Raw genomic sequence first — 17,233 nt, forward strand, 5'->3', positions numbered from 1 at the left:
TGACAAATTCATAATTTTAAACAACTAAATAGTAACGCTATGGATGCAACTTTCGCAACTGGAAAGGAACTTCAAAAAATGGATCCTGTTTTTGGTCAATTATCTTTTGACGATCACGAACAAATTGTATTTTGCAATGACAAAGATACAGGTTTAAAAGCAATTATTGGTATTCATAATTCAGTTATGGGGCCAGCTTTAGGAGGTACTAGAATGTGGAATTACAATACGGAATGGGAAGCATTAAACGATGTTTTGCGTCTTTCAAGAGGTATGACTTATAAATCTGCAATTACCGGTTTAAATATTGGTGGTGGAAAAGCAGTAATTATTGGTGATGCTAAAACGCAGAAAACTCCTGAATTAATGCGTAAGTTTGGTGAGTTTGTTCACTCTTTAAGCGGAAGATATATTACAGCTGAAGATGTTGGAATGGAAACTAAAGACATGGACACTGTAAGAGACGTAACGCCTTACGTTACCGGAATCTCTGAAGAAAGAGGCGGATCTGGAAATCCTTCTCCTGTAACAGCTTACGGAGTTTATTTAGGAATGAAAGCTGCTGCTAAAAGTCAGTTTGGTTCTGATGTTCTTGATGGTAAAAAAGTTTTGGTTCAGGGAATTGGCCACGTTGGTGAAACTCTGGTTGAGTATTTAACTAAAGAAGGAGCACAGGTAACAATTACTGATATTAATGAAGAAAAATTATATCAGGTTGCATCAAAATACAATGCAACAATTTATACTGGTGAAGATTTATATACAGCAGATGTTGATATCTATGCGCCTTGTGCAATGGGAGCAACAATTAATGATGATACAGTAAACAAAATTAAAGCTAAAGTTATTGCTGGAGCAGCAAATAACCAATTAGCGGATGAAAATGTTCACGGTGCAAGATTACAGGAAAGAGGAATTTTATATGCTCCTGATTTCTTGATCAACGCTGGTGGAATCATCAATGTTTATGCTGAATTAGAGCATTATGGTAAAGCTGAAATCATGGCTAAAACCGAAAACATCTACAATACTACTTTAGAAATTATCGATTATGCTGTGAAAAACGGTATGACAACTCACAAAGCTGCACTTACAATTGCTCAAAATCGTATCGATGCGAGAAAAATTGAAAACGCTAAGAAATAATTAGTGTTTAGTGTTCAGTTATAGTATTCAGTCTCAGTTTACAGTTTGGTCTGTAAACTGAGATTTTTTTTCTATATATATTTCAACTGATCACTAAATCCTGAAAACTGATCACTGAACTGCAACAGACCACTAAAACCATGACTTTTTTGCGAATTAATTTTAAAATATGCCTTAAAAGTTATACTTTTGCAGACTAATTTTTAAATGTTCTTACAAGGTGGTAAATAGAAGACACATACGCGTTAAAGTCATGCAATCCATTTATGCAATGCACCAAAGCGGTTCTGATAATATGGAAAAAGAAGAGAAGTTTCTTTTTTACAGTATTGATAATATTCAGGACTTATATCTTATAATGCTTTCTTCATTGATTGAAATTTGCAAAAAAGAATCTGTATTCTTGCATCTGTCAAGCAAAAAACATCTTGCTACTGCAGCAGAACGTAACCCGAACGAAAAGTTCATCAAAAACAAAATCTTTCAGCTTCTTGCCGAAAGTAATTCCCTAAGCATTGCTTTAGAAAATCGTAAAATCAACAACTGGTCATTAAACGACGATTACATTATTTTGCTTTTAAATGATATTAAAGCAAGTGATTTGTATAAAAAATACATGAGCAATAATGTCAATACTTTTGAAGAAGACAAACAATTTATTGCTGATTTATTTGCTGAGGTTATTGTTCCAAACGACAAATTATACGAGTATTTAGAAGATGATAAATTGACTTGGGTTGATGATATTCCGGTTGTAAATACGCATATCATTAAACAATTAAAAGCAATTAAAACCGAAGATCCAGACGATTTTAGAGTTCCTAAATTGTACAAAGATATTGAAGATAAAGATTTTGCTAAAGATTTATTTAGAAGAACAGTTTTAAACGAAGCTGTTTTAGCAAAAGAATATGACGATAAAACGCCAAACTGGGACAGTGAAAGGATTGCAGAAATCGATACGATTATCCTGAAAATGGCGATTTGCGAATTCTTGAAATTCCCTTCAATTCCTGTAAAAGTAACTCTTAACGAATATTTAGAAATTGCAAAAGAGTATTCTACACCAAAAAGTAGTATTTTTATCAACGGAATTTTAGATAACCTTGTAAAAGAACTTACCGCTAATAAAAAGATGGTAAAAGTTGGTAGAGGGTTAATGTAAAATTTTAGAATAATCAAATTTTAAAATTCCAAATTCCATCCCGATAGCTATCGGGACTGAGCGAAGTCGAAGAGCATTCCAAGACGGATTAGAATCGAACAAAGTTGAATAAAAAATAATGTCACTCTGAGCGAAGTCGAAGAGAAAAAAATATTAATAATAAATCAAAAACAGAATTTAAATTATGGGACAATTAACTCAATTTGCGCCATTTCTATTAATGTTTGTGGTAATCTATTTCTTCATGATCAGACCACAGCAAAAAAGAGCAAAAAACGAAAAAGAATTTGAAAGCAGCCTAAAAGTAGGTGATAAAATAGTTACTAAAAGTGGTTTCCACGGTAAAATTGCTGAATTAGCAGAAACTACTGTTGTAATCGAAACTATGTCAGGAAAATTAAAATTAGAGCGTTCAGCTATTTCTTTAGAATTAAGCGTTGCTTTGAATAAAAAAGCTTAATCTTTTTTATATTACAATATTTTAAATCCCAAATTCCAAATGGAGTTTGGGATTTTTTTTGTTTATACTAAACGTGTGGTCATTGCGAGGAACGAAGCAATCTCACGATGCTTATCACGCATGTTTATCACGCATTGCATAACCCGCAATCTTGTCATTCCGAGTAACGAGGAATCTTCGCAAGGAACTCTACAAAGATTGGCGATATATGTCGAGCCACTTACGAAGATTCCTCGTTCCTCGGAATGACAAAAATGCGAAAACCTTTGTCAAAGTTTTAAACTTTGACAAAGGTCTCGTATAGGTTTGAAAGCTCTTCGACTTCGCTCAGTCCCGATAGCTATCGGGATGGAATTTGGAATTTTAAAAAATTGGAATTTAACTACCTGTATTTATCATTCAACCCAACATTCGCCAAAATCATCGGAATCACTTTTTCAATTCTCGAAAGTTTTGTTTTTTCCTGTTTCGCAGTTTCAATATATTCTAAAAACTCGTATTGTTTATAAGGACTAAATTTTTCAAAAGCCGATTTCAAAGCTGGATTTTTAATCATTTCTGCATTAAGAAGTTCAGAAACTATGGCTTCTTTTTTTGAAGGTTTTATGATTTTTCCCTGCTTTTCATTTTCAATAGCTTCTAAGATATATTCTAAAATTTCTTTTTCGTTTATTTCCTCTTTTGAAGCAAAACGCCATTGACGCAGGGATTTTGTAACTTCTTCCTGCGCATTAATAAGTTTCTTTTTCTCATCTTTCAGAAAAACGCCATTAAAAAACCAAATCGCAAAATAATCTTTAAAACCTCCTAAACCAATAACATTCTTTTTCTCATAAACATAAACCGGACCGCCCCATTTTGTGGTTTCTTTTAGTTCGGTTTTGTCAATAATAGCTTTTAGGAGAAGTAATTCCTCTTCCCATTGACCGCTATATTTCCACATGCCTTTATTTTCAGAAGCTGATTCCAAATTATCTTGTTCTTTTAGGTTTTTCTTTTGAATCAAAAATTCCCGGAATTGCTGTAAGTTCAGCAATTTTTACAATAACATCAGTTGCTTTTTGAATGCTTTCTGCTGGAACATATTCGTATTTTCCGTGGAAGTTATGTCCGCCGGCAAAAATATTCGGACAAGGTAATCCCATATATGATAATTGAGATCCGTCAGTACCGCCGCGAATAGGTTTTATGATTGGTTTGATGTTTAATTCGCGCATTGCTTTTTCGGCAATATCAACAATATGTTTTACCGGAAGCACTTTTTCTTTCATATTATAATACTGATCTCTAACTTCAGCAGTTACAATATCTTCACCAAATTGTTTCGCAAACTTCTTATTGATTTTTTTGGCAATTTTTCCAATTAAATCTTTACGTTTTTCAAATTTGCTTTTATTATGATCGCGGATAATTAATTCTAAAACGGTTTCTTCAATACTTCCCGTTAAATGATGAACGTGAAAAAAACCTTCGTAACCTTTTGTTTCCTGAGGCGTTTCACCTTTTGGAAGTTCATTGATAAAATCATTTGCAATCAACATCGAGTTGATCATTTTTCCTTTTGCATAACCAGGATGAACGCTTTTTCCTTTAAAAGTAATTTTAGCTCCGGCAGCATTAAAATTTTCATATTCTAATTCGCCAATCTGGCTTCCGTCCATGGTATAAGCCCATTGAGCGCCAAATTTTTCCACATCAAAATGATGCGCGCCGCGACCAATTTCTTCATCGGGAGTAAAACCAATTCTGATTTTCCCGTGTTTAATTTCCGGATGCTGGATTAAGTATTCCATTGCCGAAACAATTTCCGTAATTCCGGCTTTATCATCGGCACCTAACAAAGTAGTTCCGTCGGTTGTAATGATTGTCTGCCCTTTATATTGTAATAAATCTTTAAAGTAATTAGGAGAAAGAACGATGTTTTTTTCAGCATTCAAAACAATATCTTTTCCGTCGTAATTCTCTACAATCTGTGGTTTTACATTTGCCCCGCTAAAGTCTGGCGAAGTATCAAAATGAGAAACAAACCCAATTGTCGGGACTTCATGATCCACATTACTTGGCAAAGTTGCCATAATGTAAGCCTTGTCATCTATGGTGACATCTGTTAAACCAATTGTTTTTAGTTCTTCAACTAATTTATTGGCAAGATTCCATTGTTTTTCTGTACTTGGGGTTGTTTTTGAATTCGGATCTGATTCTGTATCAATTGTTACATAACTGATAAAACGATCTATGATATGTTGCATTTCTTTTTATTTTTAGCAAATATAGACATTTTTTTTAGCAGGTAAATTTGCGGTCTTAGTATCGAAAATAATAAAAAAAGAGACCGTTTTTGTAGACAGCCTCCTGTTTTTTATTGAATTATCTGTTCTAATAGTCAAACGTTCCTACGGAACGTATATCTTTCAACAAATTGAATTTCTACTAATCAGACATTCCTAACGGAATGAGCCTTTTCAGTTTAAAAAAAATTATTCCGTTAGGAATATTTGGTTGGTAGCAAGAATATTAAGATTTTGATTGTGTCCTGTAAGGACACCTGATTTATTAAGTTGAATATATTTTTTGAAATAAATGTTTTTCGTTTAAATACTTTTTACACATCTAAAACCAAGATGATTGGCAGCAGATCTAATTTCGCCTTTTCCTCTGGTTCCCACCATATATCTTGTACAATATTGATCTGTACATAAAAAAGATCCGCCGCGGTGCACTCTTTTTATTTGTGTTGGATCGTTAGGATCATTGTAAGCATCTGGCCCTTGCGGATTTTTGGCAGTTTTTCCGCTTTCGCTTAATGTTTTATAATAATCAACGCTGTACCAATCGTTTGTCCATTCCCATACATTTCCTGCAACATCATACAATCCGTAAGCATTTGGTGCAAATTGTGCGACAGGAGCAATTCCTTTAAAACCATCTTCTCCCGTATCACCATCTTTAATTGGGAAATGTCCCTGATAAATATTTGCCTGAAATTTTCCGTTTGGTTTCAACGTATTTCCCCAAGCGTATATTTCTCCCGTTTTTCCGCCTCTGGCTGCAAATTCCCATTCAGCTTCTGTTGGAAGTCTTTTTCCTGCCCATTTTGCATAAGCTGCAGCATCTTCATAAGTAATATGAACAACAGGATACTTTTCTTTTCCTTTTATAGAACTTTGAGGTCCAAGCGGATGTTTCCAATCTGTTCCGCCAACGTAAGACCACCATTGCAGAAAATTATTCAAATTTACGGCTGATGGAGTAGGAGTAAATATTACAGAACCTGTAATTAAATCTTCTTCGGCAGCGGTTGGAAATTCTTCTTTAGTTGGTTTTTGTTCTGCAACGGTAATGTATCCCGTAGCTTTTACAAACTTTTCATATTCTTCGTTTGTTACTTCGGTTTTATCCATATAATAACCGTCAACATAAACACGATGAATAGGAGCAGCATCTTTTGTTACGCCAGATAAACTGCATAAACTTTCATCTGCAACATTGCTTCCCATGGAGAATTCGCCGCCGGGAATCCAAACCATTCCTTCAGGAGCTTTTCCTGCTGGTTTATTTTTATTTTCAATTGTAGGTTTAAATGCCGATGGTTCTGATGTATTTGGAATTTCATGACAATCTAAAGCCGCTTCGGTTACTTTTGGTTTAGGCGTAATTAATTTGGTTACACCGTAAGTAATTGAAATTATGGAGATTGTTAGTATAGCGAAAATCCAAAAAGTTTTATTTTTCATTGTAATGGTTTTTTGAGCTGTATTGGTTGTCAATAAGTTGAATCAAAAGTATGAAAATAACTTTTAAAGTTATATTAGTTTGATAGAATTAATAAAATAATTGTATTTTGTTATTTATCTTCTTCCACCAAAACCACTTCGTATTTGTCTTTTCCATCAACTTTTACAGGTTGATAGTAGGTTTCGCCAAACTTCACATATTTTACATCGCCAATGGTAACTTCTTTACCGCCTTCGGGTAAATTGTCAACAACCGTTCCTGCTGTTGGAGGCACAACTTTATAGGTATTGCCGTCCTTTTCATAATAAGTTCCTCCGTAATAATAATTGTTGACCGTTCCTGTATTAACAGTCTGCGCTCCACTCGGAATATTGTTTACTGTTCCTCCAACTGGCGCAGGAACCGCAGTATAACCTCCATTGGAAGGCGCGTACCAAACTCCCTGATCGTAATGATACTGCGTGCTTTCGACACTTACAACTATTGCTGTTACGGCTAAAGTGGCAACAAAAAATCCCCACGGGTGCCAAACCGGACCATAATAAAATGGTCTGTATGGATGAAAGTAATACGGGTTATAAGCATGATATCTGTAACCGCCATAAACATATGGAGGACGGGCATACACAACAGTATTTCGTCTAACAACAGTATTTCTGTTATTATTTATGGTAATGTCTCTGCTTCTGTCAACGTTTCGGGTATTGCCGCTTATATTCGTATTTCTATTACCTGAATTGTTTATGTTGCCAGAATTTCGATTACCAGAATTTCTGTTGACAGAATTATTTCTGTTAATATTTGTGTTTGAAGTATTAGCAGGTCTGGTAACTTTGGTTCCTGAACCATTAGAGCCAGGTCTTGTTGTTGCAGGCCTGTTTACTGTAGGTCGTGACTGATTGGCTGGTCTGTTTACAGCAGGTCTTTGAGTTCCTCCACTAGGTCTGTGAACGCCGCCACCGCCACCGCCCACACGACGCTGCGCTATGCTGTCAATAGAAATCAAAAAAAACGATCCAGCTAAACATATTGTTACTGCTTTTCTTATTGTTTTATTTATATTTTTCATTTTCAGTGTTTTAGTTCAGATAAAGTTATTAAAAAAATGAATTTGTATTAAAAAAAGAAGTAAGAATTTTACAATGAAATATCCCATTGTATTCTAAATCTCCATCCTGCTTCAAGTGGAAGTGTTTTGTCCTGAAAACTGAAATAAGTTACTTCTGAAGTCAATTTGTTTTTATGTCCTTTAAAAAACCAGTTAAAAGCAATAGTAGTTTCATCTTGTCGGTTTTGCCTAATAGTATTATCAGGTCTGTATGCGGCGTGGCGTCCGGCCATTTCTAAATGTTTAGGCCACCATTCAAAAGCATTATGAAAAAAATATCCGGCCTGAACATAGTAGCCTTTTAATGTGGTTTCGTCATTATTATTCAATTTATCGATAATTTTTTTAGTATGCATTTCGCTTTGCCAGGAAAAACCCCGATACATAAATGCGGTTTCAAAATTCCACTGATTTACCCTGTATTGTCCCGGCGCACTATCTTCATATCCTTCTAAATATCCTCCGCCAGATTGTGAAAATCGGGTGTAAGGACTTCGGTTTGTTAAAGCTGAAAAAGCAACAATTGGAGTTAATTTTTCATGAAATTCCAGATCACTTCCTTCAAAATCAAGAAATCTGCCTAAAAAATTCCATTGTGCCCGCCCGAAATACATTAAATTATTATCATCGTTAGAGGTGTTTCCCCGACCAGTTCCGGTAAGTGCTGCGGCCCAATAATTAAAATCAGCAATACCTTTTCCTTTTAAATGTCCGTAAACTTCAACTCCCATTTGCCTGTCTACAGTAAAAGGGCGGTTAATTAAAGAACGATCAACGGTTTGCTGCTCACCGCTGCTTATGAAACGCTCTCTTGTAAATTCAACTTTCCATTGTCCGGCTTTAAAACTTAACCATTTCCATTTCTCCACCATAATTCTAAAATCTAGTAAATTAGACTGGCTGAGTTCATATTCCCAATAATAATTTAACCAAGGTTCAAAAGCATGACCGCCGACTTTTAATCTGGCACGGTTAATTTTGAAAGTAGTTTTTTTATCCTGACTGTAATCATCATAAGTTAAAGGATCAGTATCATTTGGTGTAGAAAACCGAAACTGAAGCCGGCTTTGCAATTGAAAAAGAAATTTATTGTCATTCGTACGAAGTTCAATTCCTTTATCGCCGTACCGAAAGTTAAGCAGTTTTGTGGTGTCTTTTTCTTGTTGCGCTTTTGATTTAAAGGCAAGAAATAAGAATAATAGTAAAAAGTAAATTTTTAAAATGCGAATTGTTTTGTTTTTGTGATGCATAGGCGAAACTGATAGGTATAATTTGTATATCACTTTATTACATCCTGTTTTGTAAGGCTGAGCGAAGTCGAAGCCCTTTGCGTCCCTTCGACTTCGCTCAGGGTGACAATATTTAACTTAAGTAAATATTTTTTTTAACTATCTCAAAATTAGGTAATAAATAATCCATAGACAGTTATTGAAACTCTTGAACTTGTTTCATTTTATAACTTGCAACCTCTTATTAATTTGTTTTTTATAAAACAGTACCTTTTTAAACTATAATATTTAAATTTGCAGCCAAAATAACAACAACACAACTCTTATGTATAAATTGATAATTCGCCCAATACTTTTTTGGTTTGATCCGGAAGAAGTGCATTACTTTACTTTTTCATTTGTAAAATTCATTTCAAAAATCCCTGGAGTTTCGGCAATTATAAGATCAATTTATGAAGTAAAAGATTCTCGATTAGAAAGAGAAGTTTTTGGAATTAAATTCAAAAATCCGGTTGGACTTGCGGCGGGATTTGATAAAGATGCTAAGTTGTACAAAGAACTTTCTGATTTTGGTTTTGGCTTTATCGAAATTGGAACCGTAACTCCGGTTGGTCAGGAAGGAAATCCTAAAAAACGTTTGTTTCGTTTAAAAGAAGATCAGGCGATTATTAACCGAATGGGGTTTAATAATGGCGGAGTTCTGGAAGCTGTAGAGCGTTTGAAAAAGAATTCGGGCGTTTTAATTGGCGGAAACATCGGAAAAAATAAAGTGACACCAAACGAAAATGCGGTTGACGATTATATCATTTGTTTTGATGCACTTTTTGATCACGTAGATTATTTTGTAGTAAACGTAAGTTCGCCAAATACACCAAATTTAAGAGCGCTTCAGGATAAAGAGCCTTTAACCGCTTTATTACAGACGCTGCAAAACAGAAATGTCGAAAAACAAAAAACAAACACTCAAAAAGTAAAACCAATTTTATTAAAAATTGCTCCAGACCTTACAGATGAGCAGTTATTAGATATTATTGATATTGTAAAAACTACGCAGATTGCGGGTGTAATTGCAACAAATACAACTATTTCAAGAGACGGACTTCAGTCTGAAAACCAATCAGAAATGGGAGGTTTATCTGGAAAACCATTAACAAAACGTTCTACAGAAGTAATTCGTTTTCTTTCGGAAAAAAGCAATAAAGCGTTTCCAATTATTGGAGTAGGAGGAATTCACTCTGCAGATGATGCCATCGAAAAACTAAATGCAGGAGCAAGCTTAGTGCAGTTATACACTGGTTTTATTTATGAAGGGCCAGCGTTAATAAAAGCAATTAACAAAAAAGTTTTAGGGCAGTTGTAAAAGAAGCGCCTGAACCAGTATTCCGGCAAGAATGGCGATTCCGAAACTAATTAATGTACCAATTAAAACATATTCAGTTAGTTTTCGGTCTTTGGCTTCTTTTAAATCTCCAAACCTAAAAATAGATTTTGCAGCCAATAAAAATCCAATTGCTTCAAAATGTCCGGTTAAGATAAATCCGAACACAAACAAGCGTTCTAAAATACCAATGTAATTTCCGGCAGCTATCAGCGAGTTATCCTGATGGCTGTTTTCGTTTTCGGGTGCCCAGATCGAAATAATGGTTTTGATTAAAATAGAAGTGGGTTTGGTCAACAGTAAAATTCCTGTAATTAAAATCCAGAATGCGTTATCCTGCCAAAAATAAATAATGTCTTTGTGTTGATATAAAAGTACAACACCTATTAAAACCAAAACATGTGCAATTTGATCTGCAATAAACCAGGTACGTTTTGTTTTATCTTTCTGAAAATTTAGTTTGATTAAATCGATAATACCGTGCGTAACCGCAATTAAAACCGCATACGGAATAAAACTAATTTCCCAAGCCAAAATCGCGGCTAAAACTCCATGTAATAAAACATGAATATATAAGTAAATACTTTTGTGTTTTTTACTCTCTTTATCGATAACCCAGGAATTAGGCTGCCAGATAAAATCGCCTAATAAATGTGCCAGAAACAGTTTTATAAATAAAATCATGGGGCTGTAAGTTGTTTTATTTGTGTTCTAAAATAACGATCTAAATTCATAACTAAATCAAACTGAGCGCGCTTTTGTCTTCTGCTTACAGCAGCTTGATTAATGCCTAATTTTTGTCCCAATTCTTCCTGCGAAAGGCTTGGGTTTTCTATTGCTTTTGCAACAAATTCTGCCGATTGCACCAGCCAGTTATCCATAAAAGTCAAAGCCAGCTGAATCATTAAATTCAGTTTTTCATCAAAATCAACATCGTCTGTTCGCAATGCTAAAGTCACTTTTTGCTTTTTTAAAGTCTCAAAAAGTTCTCCCGAATTGATAAAAGCCGTTCCGTTACTTTCAGAAATTTTTTCGGCACTATGCGTTTTATTTCCAAAACCAATGCTCATTCGCGCATCTGATTTTATGGTTCGTAAATGTGCTTTAATTAAAATGGCAGTCAACAAAGCATCTTCCGGATTTTTAACTTCAATTTGAAATTCGTCACCACGATAGATTTCCCATTCACTTGGCGTTTTACCAAGCGGAGCCAGGATTTTTTTTAAATCTTCGACCCAATGCTGCGATTCTTGTTGTCTTGAACCAATTATGTCACCTGTAATTACACTAGTCATAATCAAATATAATTAAAAAATAATAAAAATTCTATTACAAATATAAGTAATAAATTTAATTATTACATTTTTTGGTAATATTTTAAAATATTACGTTTTTGTGTAATAAAAACATCTATTACGATATAACGTAATAAACACAGTTACACTTATATTTAACTTACAAGAAACTATCCAGAATTAAAATTTAAATGACCTTATATAACTTATATGGTTTTAAAAAAAAGCCTGATAAGGTTAAAATAAATAATTCGCAAACAGTTAATTTTTATTTCTTTAAAAAAGAACCTAACTTAGCTTTTACAAAAGAATAAGCTTTGAATAAAGAGATCAAGATTATCGAATGTCCACGAGATGCCATGCAGGGTATCAAAACCTTTATTCCAACAAAAAATAAAGTAACTTATATACAAGCGTTGCTTCGTGTGGGGTTTGATACCATCGATTTTGGAAGTTTTGTTTCTCCAAAAGCAATTCCGCAAATGCAGGATACTGCCGAAGTTTTGTCACAATTAGATTTGTCGCAGACAACCAGTAAACTACTTTCGATAATTGCGAATACACAAGGCGCAGCTCAGGCTGCAGAACATGAAGCCATTCAATATTTAGGATTTCCTTTCTCGATATCTGAAAATTTTCAGATGCGTAATACGCATAAAACAATCGCCGAATCTTTAATTACTTTAGAAGAAATTCTAGAAATCGCCGATAAAAAAAATAAAGAAGTTGTAACCTATCTTTCAATGGGATTTGGAAATCCATACGGAGATCCGTGGAATGTTGAAATTGTGGCCGAATGGACCGAAAAACTGGCCGGAATGGGCGTTAAAATTTTATCGCTTTCTGATACAGTAGGAAGTTCTACGCCAGATGTTATTACATATTTATTTTCGAATTTAATTCCGAAATATCCTGAAATCGAATTTGGAGCGCATCTGCACACTACGCCAGACAGCTGGTTTGAAAAAATCGATGCGGCATCAAAAGCCGGATGCATACGTTTTGACGGTGCGATTCAGGGATTTGGAGGCTGCCCAATGGCTACCGATAAATTGACCGGAAACATGCCGACAGAAAAATTGATTTCGTATTTTACGGCCAATAAAAAAATAACAGGACTTAATTCTTTAAGTTTTGAAAGTGCTTATAATGAAGCTTCTAAATTGTTTGGAAAATTTCATTAAAAAATAATAAAATTATGAGTGATTTTAAACTTTGGTTAGAGTTTGAAGAAGTAAATCCAGATAATTGGCAGATCAATAATGATTTTTGCAATATAAATGTTGAGTTAGCTGATGGCAGGAAATATGGAATGAATGTTTGGACTTATCAATTTCTGAAAACAGCAGTAGAATATGATAAAACGAACGGAAATAATCTCGAAGGTTTGTATGTAATTCCACCAGATTTATTTGTAAAGGAATTAACTAGAAGTTGTATTGAAAAAACAATTGAAGATTTATTAAAAATTGGTAATCTGGAAGTCGTATTAAATTCAAGTATAGTAATAAAAAATAATATTAAATTATAATCAGCACTTAATTCTCTAAGTTTTGAAAGTGCTTATAATGAAGCATCTAAATTATTTGGAAAATTTCATTAAAAAAATAATGTAAAATAAGTAATATCTGACAAGAAAAGACGTTTTTATTTATCTTTAATTAAAATTAAAAAATGAAACGAAATCTTTTATATAGAATCTCTATAACACTCTTTTCTGCAGTTTTATTGCTTTCTTGTTCAAGTGATTTAGACTTTGACCAAATCGATGATTTTGTGCTTGAACCTGTTTTTGTAGCAAATCTCGCTTACTTTGATGTCTCTGCTGACCAAATTGAAGATAATGGACAGGGACAGCAAATACCTCCAGATGTTGAAGATTTTGATATTTTTAAAAAGAAATTTTTAACAGATAATTTAGCAAAAGCCGAACTTAATTTCGAAATCGAAAATACGATAAACAGAGCTTTTGAAATTGAATTGCAGTTTATAGATGCCAATAATCAAGTATTAGAAACTATTGATTTAGCTGTTCCAACCTACACTGGAGGTTCCAATATCATAAAATATCCAACAGAAGTTTTTGAAGGAGAACGGTTGAATTTATTAAAAAAGACCATGAAAATTGGTTTTATAGTAACAACCGTAACAGGATCTGGATCGGGAGATATTACAGGTAATTTAAAATTCAAATCAGGTGCAACCGTTTATATGAAGATAAAATGAGAAAAGCACTTTTAATTTTGATGCCTCTGCTGCAGCTTTTTTGTTATTCTCAAAATAAACAAGTGTTGTACAATTTCACTTCGATTCCGCAGTCTTTGCTTGTAAATCCAGGTGCCGATGTTTCCTATAAATACTATTTTGGCGTGCCGCTTCTGTCCGGAGTTTCGGCCAATATTGGTTCGAGCAGTTTTTCTGCCTATGATTTATTTGCTGATAATGGTGTAGATTTTAATGACAAAGTCCGAAATATTATCAATAAATCATCCCCAAATGACAAGACGCAGGTAAACCAGCAGTTAGAAATTTTTTCCGGCGGATTTAGAGTAGGAGGCGAGGACAGTCAATCGTATATTTCATTTGGTGCTTATCAGGAATTTGATTTTTTAATGTATTTTCCAAAAGATCTTGCCATTTTGGGAGTTGACGGAAATCAGAATCATATTGGGAAATCATTCAATTTAGCCGATTTAAATCTGCGTGCCGAAGTACTTTCTGTCCTGCATGTTGGATTTCATAAAAAAATAAATAAAAAACTGGTTTTAGGCGGACGTGCTAAAATTTATTCAAGCGGTGCCAATGCAACTTCAACTAAAAACTCAGGATACATTTATACTGGACAAGGAACAGGAACAAATTTGTATACTCAAATAATCGAATCAAATTTAGAACTTAAAACTTCAGGCATAGGAAAATTTACAAAAGATGAATATGAAGGAAGTATTCCCAGTGATATTGCACACAATACTTTTCTCAACGGAAGTTTAGGTTTGGGGTTTGATGCCGGTGTCACTTATAATATTAAGGAAAATCTACAGCTTACAGCCAGTATTCTCGATGTTGGTTTTATAAAACATACTAAAGATATTGAGACATTAAGGTATAAAGGAACTTACAAATACGACGGAGTAAATCCAAATTTTGATGCTGTAAATGAACCGGAAAATATTTTTGATGAATTTGATGCCGCAATTCCGCGTGATACATCTTATGCTAAATACACAACCTGGCGTCCGGTAAAATTTAATTCTTCTATTCAATATTCATTTGGCGAATCAAGATACGACGGAGAGTGTAATTGTAAAGTTCAAAATGGAAGAAGATATTTAAACGCAGTAGGTGCACAATTGTTTTTAATGACAATGCCCGAAACACCGTATGCAGCTTTGACGGCTTTTTATCAACGCAGTATTTTTGAAAAACTTGATGCGAAAGTTACTTATACAGTCGATCCGTATTCGAATAAAAACATTGGTTTAGGACTTTCCGGAACTCTCGGAAAATTTAATATTTATGCTTTATTCGATAATGTTTTAGAGTATAAAGATGTGACAAAAGCCCATAGTCTTGCGTTTCAATTTGGTTTCAACTTCATTTTTCAAGATAAAAAATAAAATTCCAATTATTTAAATTCCAAATTCCAATTTCTTAGAATGTGAAACCTTTATTTCGCTGTTTTTAATTGGAATTTGGAATTTAAAAATTTGGAATTTAAATCGTAAGATGTTTCCTGTAAATATAAATTTATGAATAAGTTAGTATTTAAGTTAGCAATTTATTCACTATATTTGCACGCAATTCAACTAGAAATTGCACCATGATAGCACACAACTCCAAGATTATCGGCGAAGGTTTAACTTACGACGATGTATTATTAGTACCTAACTACTCGAATGTGCTTCCCCGCGAAGTGAGTATCAAATCAAAATTTTCAAGAAACATAACATTAAACGTTCCAATCGTATCTGCTGCTATGGATACAGTGACCGAAAGTGCAATGGCAATCGCTATGGCGCAAGAAGGCGGAATTGGAGTTTTACATAAAAACATGACAATCGAGCAGCAAGCTGCAAAGGTTAGAAAAGTAAAGCGCGCTGAAGCAGGAATGATTATCGATCCGGTAACATTACCAATGAATTCAACTATTGCAGACGCTAAAAATGCCATGAGAGAATTCGGAATTGGCGGTATTCCAATCGTTGACGAAAACAGAATCCTTAAAGGAATTGTTACCAACCGTGATTTACGTTTCGAAAAAAACGGAGCAAGACCAATTGCTGAGGTAATGACAAGTACAAACTTAGTTACGGTTGCCGAAGGAACTTCACTAGAACAAGCCGAAGTAGTTTTACAAGGCCATAAAATCGAAAAATTACCAGTTGTAAATGCTAAAAATGAATTAGTTGGTTTAATTACGTTTAGAGATATTACAAAACTGACTCAAAAACCAATCGCTAACAAAGACACTTTTGGTCGTTTGAGAGTTGCTGCTGCAATTGGCGTTACCGGGGATGCAGTTTTAAGAGCTGAAGCTTTAGTTGCTGCCGGAGTAGACGCTATTATTATCGATACTGCACACGGACATACTGAAGGTGTGGTAAATGTATTGAAAGAAGTAAAATCAAAATTTCCTCAAATAGATGTAGTGGTTGGAAACATTGCAACGCCGGAAGCTGCTAAATATTTAGTAGAAAATGGTGCTGATGGTGTAAAAGTAGGAATCGGTCCTGGTTCTATCTGTACTACACGTATCGTTGCAGGTGTTGGATTTCCTCAGTTTTCAGCAGTTTTAGAAGTTGCTGCGGCTATTAAAGGAACTGGAGTTCCGGTAATTGCTGATGGTGGAATTCGTTATACAGGAGATATTCCTAAAGCAATCGCTGCAGGTGCTGACTGTGTAATGTTAGGTTCATTATTAGCAGGAACAAAAGAATCTCCGGGTGAAACTATTATTTTTGAAGGTAGAAAATTCAAATCATACCGCGGAATGGGTTCTGTTGAAGCAATGCAAACAGGTTCAAAAGATCGTTATTTCCAAGATGTTGAAGACGACGTTAAAAAATTAGTTCCAGAAGGAATTGTTGGTCGTGTTCCTTACAAAGGTGAATTAAACGAAAGTATGCTTCAATTTATTGGAGGTCTTCGTGCCGGAATGGGATACTGTGGTTCAAAAGATATTCCAACTTTACAGGAATCTGGACGTTTTGTTAGAATCACGTCAAGCGGAATCACTGAAAGTCACCCACATAACGTAACTATTACAAAAGAAGCTCCAAATTATTCTAGATAATCAATATGAATCTACAGTTCAAATTAAAAGATGTTCTTGAAGTTGATTTGTATTATGGATTTTATGAAATTTTTGTAGTAGGAGGTTTTGATATTAGGGCAAATCCAGATTTTTTTGTTGAAATTCTTGATTTAAAGACAAATGATTCAATTCTTTTAAGAGAAAAAAGCTTTAAAATCAGAGATTATAAAAATGGTAAAAGGGCTGTAAAGTTCTTTACTTTTCAGATTACAAATAAGTCAAAATTCAAAATTTCCGTTCATAATTATGAAGATTTGACAGTTTATCATTCAATGATAGGAGCTAATCCATTTAGTATATTTAATTTGTTGGATATTTTAGGAGTAGCGAAAAGAAATCCAATTCCATTAGAGAATATTGAAATTCTTTTAATTAGTTAGGGTTTTTATATAAATTTAAAAAG

General features: G+C 34.1%; 17 protein-coding genes. 10 read left to right on the forward strand and 7 right to left on the reverse strand.

Annotated elements, in window-relative coordinates; all coding sequences use genetic code 11:
- Positions 1-39 precede the first annotated feature (39 nt).
- The 3 genes from ACODSB_RS10420 to yajC all read left to right on the forward strand — a co-directional run bounded on the left by ACODSB_RS10420 (position 40) and on the right by yajC (position 2,771).
- Positions 40-1,146, forward strand: coding sequence for a Glu/Leu/Phe/Val family dehydrogenase (locus ACODSB_RS10420; protein WP_488936979.1), 1,107 nt, complete (start codon positions 40-42; stop codon positions 1,144-1,146).
- 253 nt (positions 1,147-1,399) lie between these two features.
- On the forward strand, positions 1,400-2,311 hold the full coding sequence (gene nusB, locus ACODSB_RS10425) for a transcription antitermination factor NusB (RefSeq protein WP_488936980.1): 912 nt from the start codon (positions 1,400-1,402) through the stop codon (positions 2,309-2,311).
- A 184-nt stretch (positions 2,312-2,495) separates the two neighbouring features.
- The gene (yajC, locus tag ACODSB_RS10430) at positions 2,496-2,771 is read left to right on the forward strand and encodes a preprotein translocase subunit YajC (protein WP_488936981.1); all 276 of its coding nucleotides are present in this window, start codon (positions 2,496-2,498) and stop codon (positions 2,769-2,771) included.
- A 382-nt stretch (positions 2,772-3,153) separates the two neighbouring features.
- Here yajC and ACODSB_RS10435 read toward each other — a convergent pair whose 3' ends face one another.
- The 5 genes from ACODSB_RS10435 to ACODSB_RS10455 all read right to left on the reverse strand — a co-directional run bounded on the left by ACODSB_RS10435 (position 3,154) and on the right by ACODSB_RS10455 (position 8,864).
- Positions 3,154-3,714, reverse strand: a complete 561-nt coding sequence (locus tag ACODSB_RS10435; RefSeq protein WP_488936982.1) for a YdeI/OmpD-associated family protein — start codon at positions 3,712-3,714, stop codon at positions 3,154-3,156.
- 28 nt (positions 3,715-3,742) lie between these two features.
- Positions 3,743-5,020, reverse strand: coding sequence for a peptidase T (pepT, locus tag ACODSB_RS10440; protein WP_488936983.1), 1,278 nt, complete (start codon positions 5,018-5,020; stop codon positions 3,743-3,745).
- 342 nt (positions 5,021-5,362) lie between these two features.
- Positions 5,363-6,505, reverse strand: a complete 1,143-nt coding sequence (locus ACODSB_RS10445) for a formylglycine-generating enzyme family protein (protein ID WP_256637343.1) — start codon at positions 6,503-6,505, stop codon at positions 5,363-5,365.
- A gap of 110 nt (positions 6,506-6,615) precedes the next feature.
- Positions 6,616-7,575: a DUF6515 family protein gene (locus ACODSB_RS10450; protein ID WP_180861652.1), complete on the reverse strand. Its 960-nt coding sequence runs from the start codon at positions 7,573-7,575 to the stop codon at positions 6,616-6,618.
- A gap of 68 nt (positions 7,576-7,643) precedes the next feature.
- Positions 7,644-8,864, reverse strand: a complete 1,221-nt coding sequence (locus ACODSB_RS10455; RefSeq protein ID WP_488936984.1) for an OprO/OprP family phosphate-selective porin — start codon at positions 8,862-8,864, stop codon at positions 7,644-7,646.
- A 304-nt stretch (positions 8,865-9,168) separates the two neighbouring features.
- On the opposite strand from ACODSB_RS10455, the gene ACODSB_RS10460 reads away from it, so the two are divergent.
- The gene (locus ACODSB_RS10460) at positions 9,169-10,203 is read left to right on the forward strand and encodes a quinone-dependent dihydroorotate dehydrogenase (protein WP_488936985.1); all 1,035 of its coding nucleotides are present in this window, start codon (positions 9,169-9,171) and stop codon (positions 10,201-10,203) included.
- Here the strand turns inward: ACODSB_RS10460 and ACODSB_RS10465 are convergent.
- Complete coding sequence (locus tag ACODSB_RS10465; RefSeq protein WP_488936986.1) at positions 10,189-10,905, reverse strand: DUF3307 domain-containing protein; 717 nt, start codon at positions 10,903-10,905, stop codon at positions 10,189-10,191. The two genes, ACODSB_RS10460 and ACODSB_RS10465, sit on opposite strands and share 15 nt — an antisense overlap.
- Positions 10,902-11,516, reverse strand: coding sequence for a SatD family protein (locus tag ACODSB_RS10470; RefSeq protein WP_488936987.1), 615 nt, complete (start codon positions 11,514-11,516; stop codon positions 10,902-10,904). The genes ACODSB_RS10465 and ACODSB_RS10470 overlap by 4 nt, the downstream gene beginning before the upstream one ends.
- A gap of 317 nt (positions 11,517-11,833) precedes the next feature.
- Between ACODSB_RS10470 and ACODSB_RS10475 the strand changes: the two genes are divergently transcribed.
- The 6 genes from ACODSB_RS10475 to ACODSB_RS10500 all read left to right on the forward strand — a co-directional run bounded on the left by ACODSB_RS10475 (position 11,834) and on the right by ACODSB_RS10500 (position 17,210).
- The gene (locus ACODSB_RS10475; protein ID WP_488936988.1) at positions 11,834-12,700 is read left to right on the forward strand and encodes a beta/alpha barrel domain-containing protein; all 867 of its coding nucleotides are present in this window, start codon (positions 11,834-11,836) and stop codon (positions 12,698-12,700) included.
- A 14-nt stretch (positions 12,701-12,714) separates the two neighbouring features.
- Positions 12,715-13,047, forward strand: coding sequence for a hypothetical protein (locus ACODSB_RS10480; protein WP_488936989.1), 333 nt, complete (start codon positions 12,715-12,717; stop codon positions 13,045-13,047).
- A 143-nt stretch (positions 13,048-13,190) separates the two neighbouring features.
- Positions 13,191-13,742: a hypothetical protein gene (locus tag ACODSB_RS10485; protein ID WP_256637349.1), complete on the forward strand. Its 552-nt coding sequence runs from the start codon at positions 13,191-13,193 to the stop codon at positions 13,740-13,742.
- Positions 13,739-15,133, forward strand: a complete 1,395-nt coding sequence (locus ACODSB_RS10490; RefSeq protein WP_488936990.1) for a DUF5723 family protein — start codon at positions 13,739-13,741, stop codon at positions 15,131-15,133. The genes ACODSB_RS10485 and ACODSB_RS10490 overlap by 4 nt, the downstream gene beginning before the upstream one ends.
- A 203-nt stretch (positions 15,134-15,336) precedes the next feature.
- Complete coding sequence (gene guaB / locus ACODSB_RS10495) at positions 15,337-16,809, forward strand: IMP dehydrogenase (RefSeq protein WP_053471025.1); 1,473 nt, start codon at positions 15,337-15,339, stop codon at positions 16,807-16,809.
- 5 nt (positions 16,810-16,814) lie between these two features.
- Positions 16,815-17,210: a hypothetical protein gene (locus ACODSB_RS10500; RefSeq protein WP_488936991.1), complete on the forward strand. Its 396-nt coding sequence runs from the start codon at positions 16,815-16,817 to the stop codon at positions 17,208-17,210.
- The last annotated feature ends 23 nt before the right edge of the window (positions 17,211-17,233 follow it).

It is taken from the genome of Flavobacterium sp. FG68, assembly GCF_057808895.1.

Excerpts from the sequence above, each read along its gene's own strand:
- nusB (WP_488936980.1), top strand. The coding sequence starts at position 1,400 with ATGCAATCCATTTATGCAATGCACCAAAGCGGTTCTGATAATATGGAA.
- ACODSB_RS10435 (WP_488936982.1), bottom strand. The coding sequence starts at position 3,714 with ATGTGGAAATATAGCGGTCAATGGGAAGAGGAATTACTTCTCCTAAAA.
- guaB (WP_053471025.1), top strand. The coding sequence starts at position 15,337 with ATGATAGCACACAACTCCAAGATTATCGGCGAAGGTTTAACTTACGAC.
- ACODSB_RS10465 (WP_488936986.1), bottom strand. The coding sequence starts at position 10,905 with ATGATTTTATTTATAAAACTGTTTCTGGCACATTTATTAGGCGATTTT.
- ACODSB_RS10450 (WP_180861652.1), bottom strand. The coding sequence starts at position 7,575 with ATGAAAAATATAAATAAAACAATAAGAAAAGCAGTAACAATATGTTTA.
- ACODSB_RS10455 (WP_488936984.1), bottom strand. The coding sequence starts at position 8,864 with ATGCATCACAAAAACAAAACAATTCGCATTTTAAAAATTTACTTTTTA.
- yajC (WP_488936981.1), top strand. The coding sequence starts at position 2,496 with ATGGGACAATTAACTCAATTTGCGCCATTTCTATTAATGTTTGTGGTA.
- ACODSB_RS10445 (WP_256637343.1), bottom strand. The coding sequence starts at position 6,505 with ATGAAAAATAAAACTTTTTGGATTTTCGCTATACTAACAATCTCCATA.
- pepT (WP_488936983.1), bottom strand. The coding sequence starts at position 5,020 with ATGCAACATATCATAGATCGTTTTATCAGTTATGTAACAATTGATACA.
- ACODSB_RS10490 (WP_488936990.1), top strand. The coding sequence starts at position 13,739 with ATGAGAAAAGCACTTTTAATTTTGATGCCTCTGCTGCAGCTTTTTTGT.
- ACODSB_RS10485 (WP_256637349.1), top strand. The coding sequence starts at position 13,191 with ATGAAACGAAATCTTTTATATAGAATCTCTATAACACTCTTTTCTGCA.
- ACODSB_RS10470 (WP_488936987.1), bottom strand. The coding sequence starts at position 11,516 with ATGACTAGTGTAATTACAGGTGACATAATTGGTTCAAGACAACAAGAA.
- ACODSB_RS10500 (WP_488936991.1), top strand. The coding sequence starts at position 16,815 with ATGAATCTACAGTTCAAATTAAAAGATGTTCTTGAAGTTGATTTGTAT.
- ACODSB_RS10460 (WP_488936985.1), top strand. The coding sequence starts at position 9,169 with ATGTATAAATTGATAATTCGCCCAATACTTTTTTGGTTTGATCCGGAA.
- ACODSB_RS10480 (WP_488936989.1), top strand. The coding sequence starts at position 12,715 with ATGAGTGATTTTAAACTTTGGTTAGAGTTTGAAGAAGTAAATCCAGAT.
- ACODSB_RS10420 (WP_488936979.1), top strand. The coding sequence starts at position 40 with ATGGATGCAACTTTCGCAACTGGAAAGGAACTTCAAAAAATGGATCCT.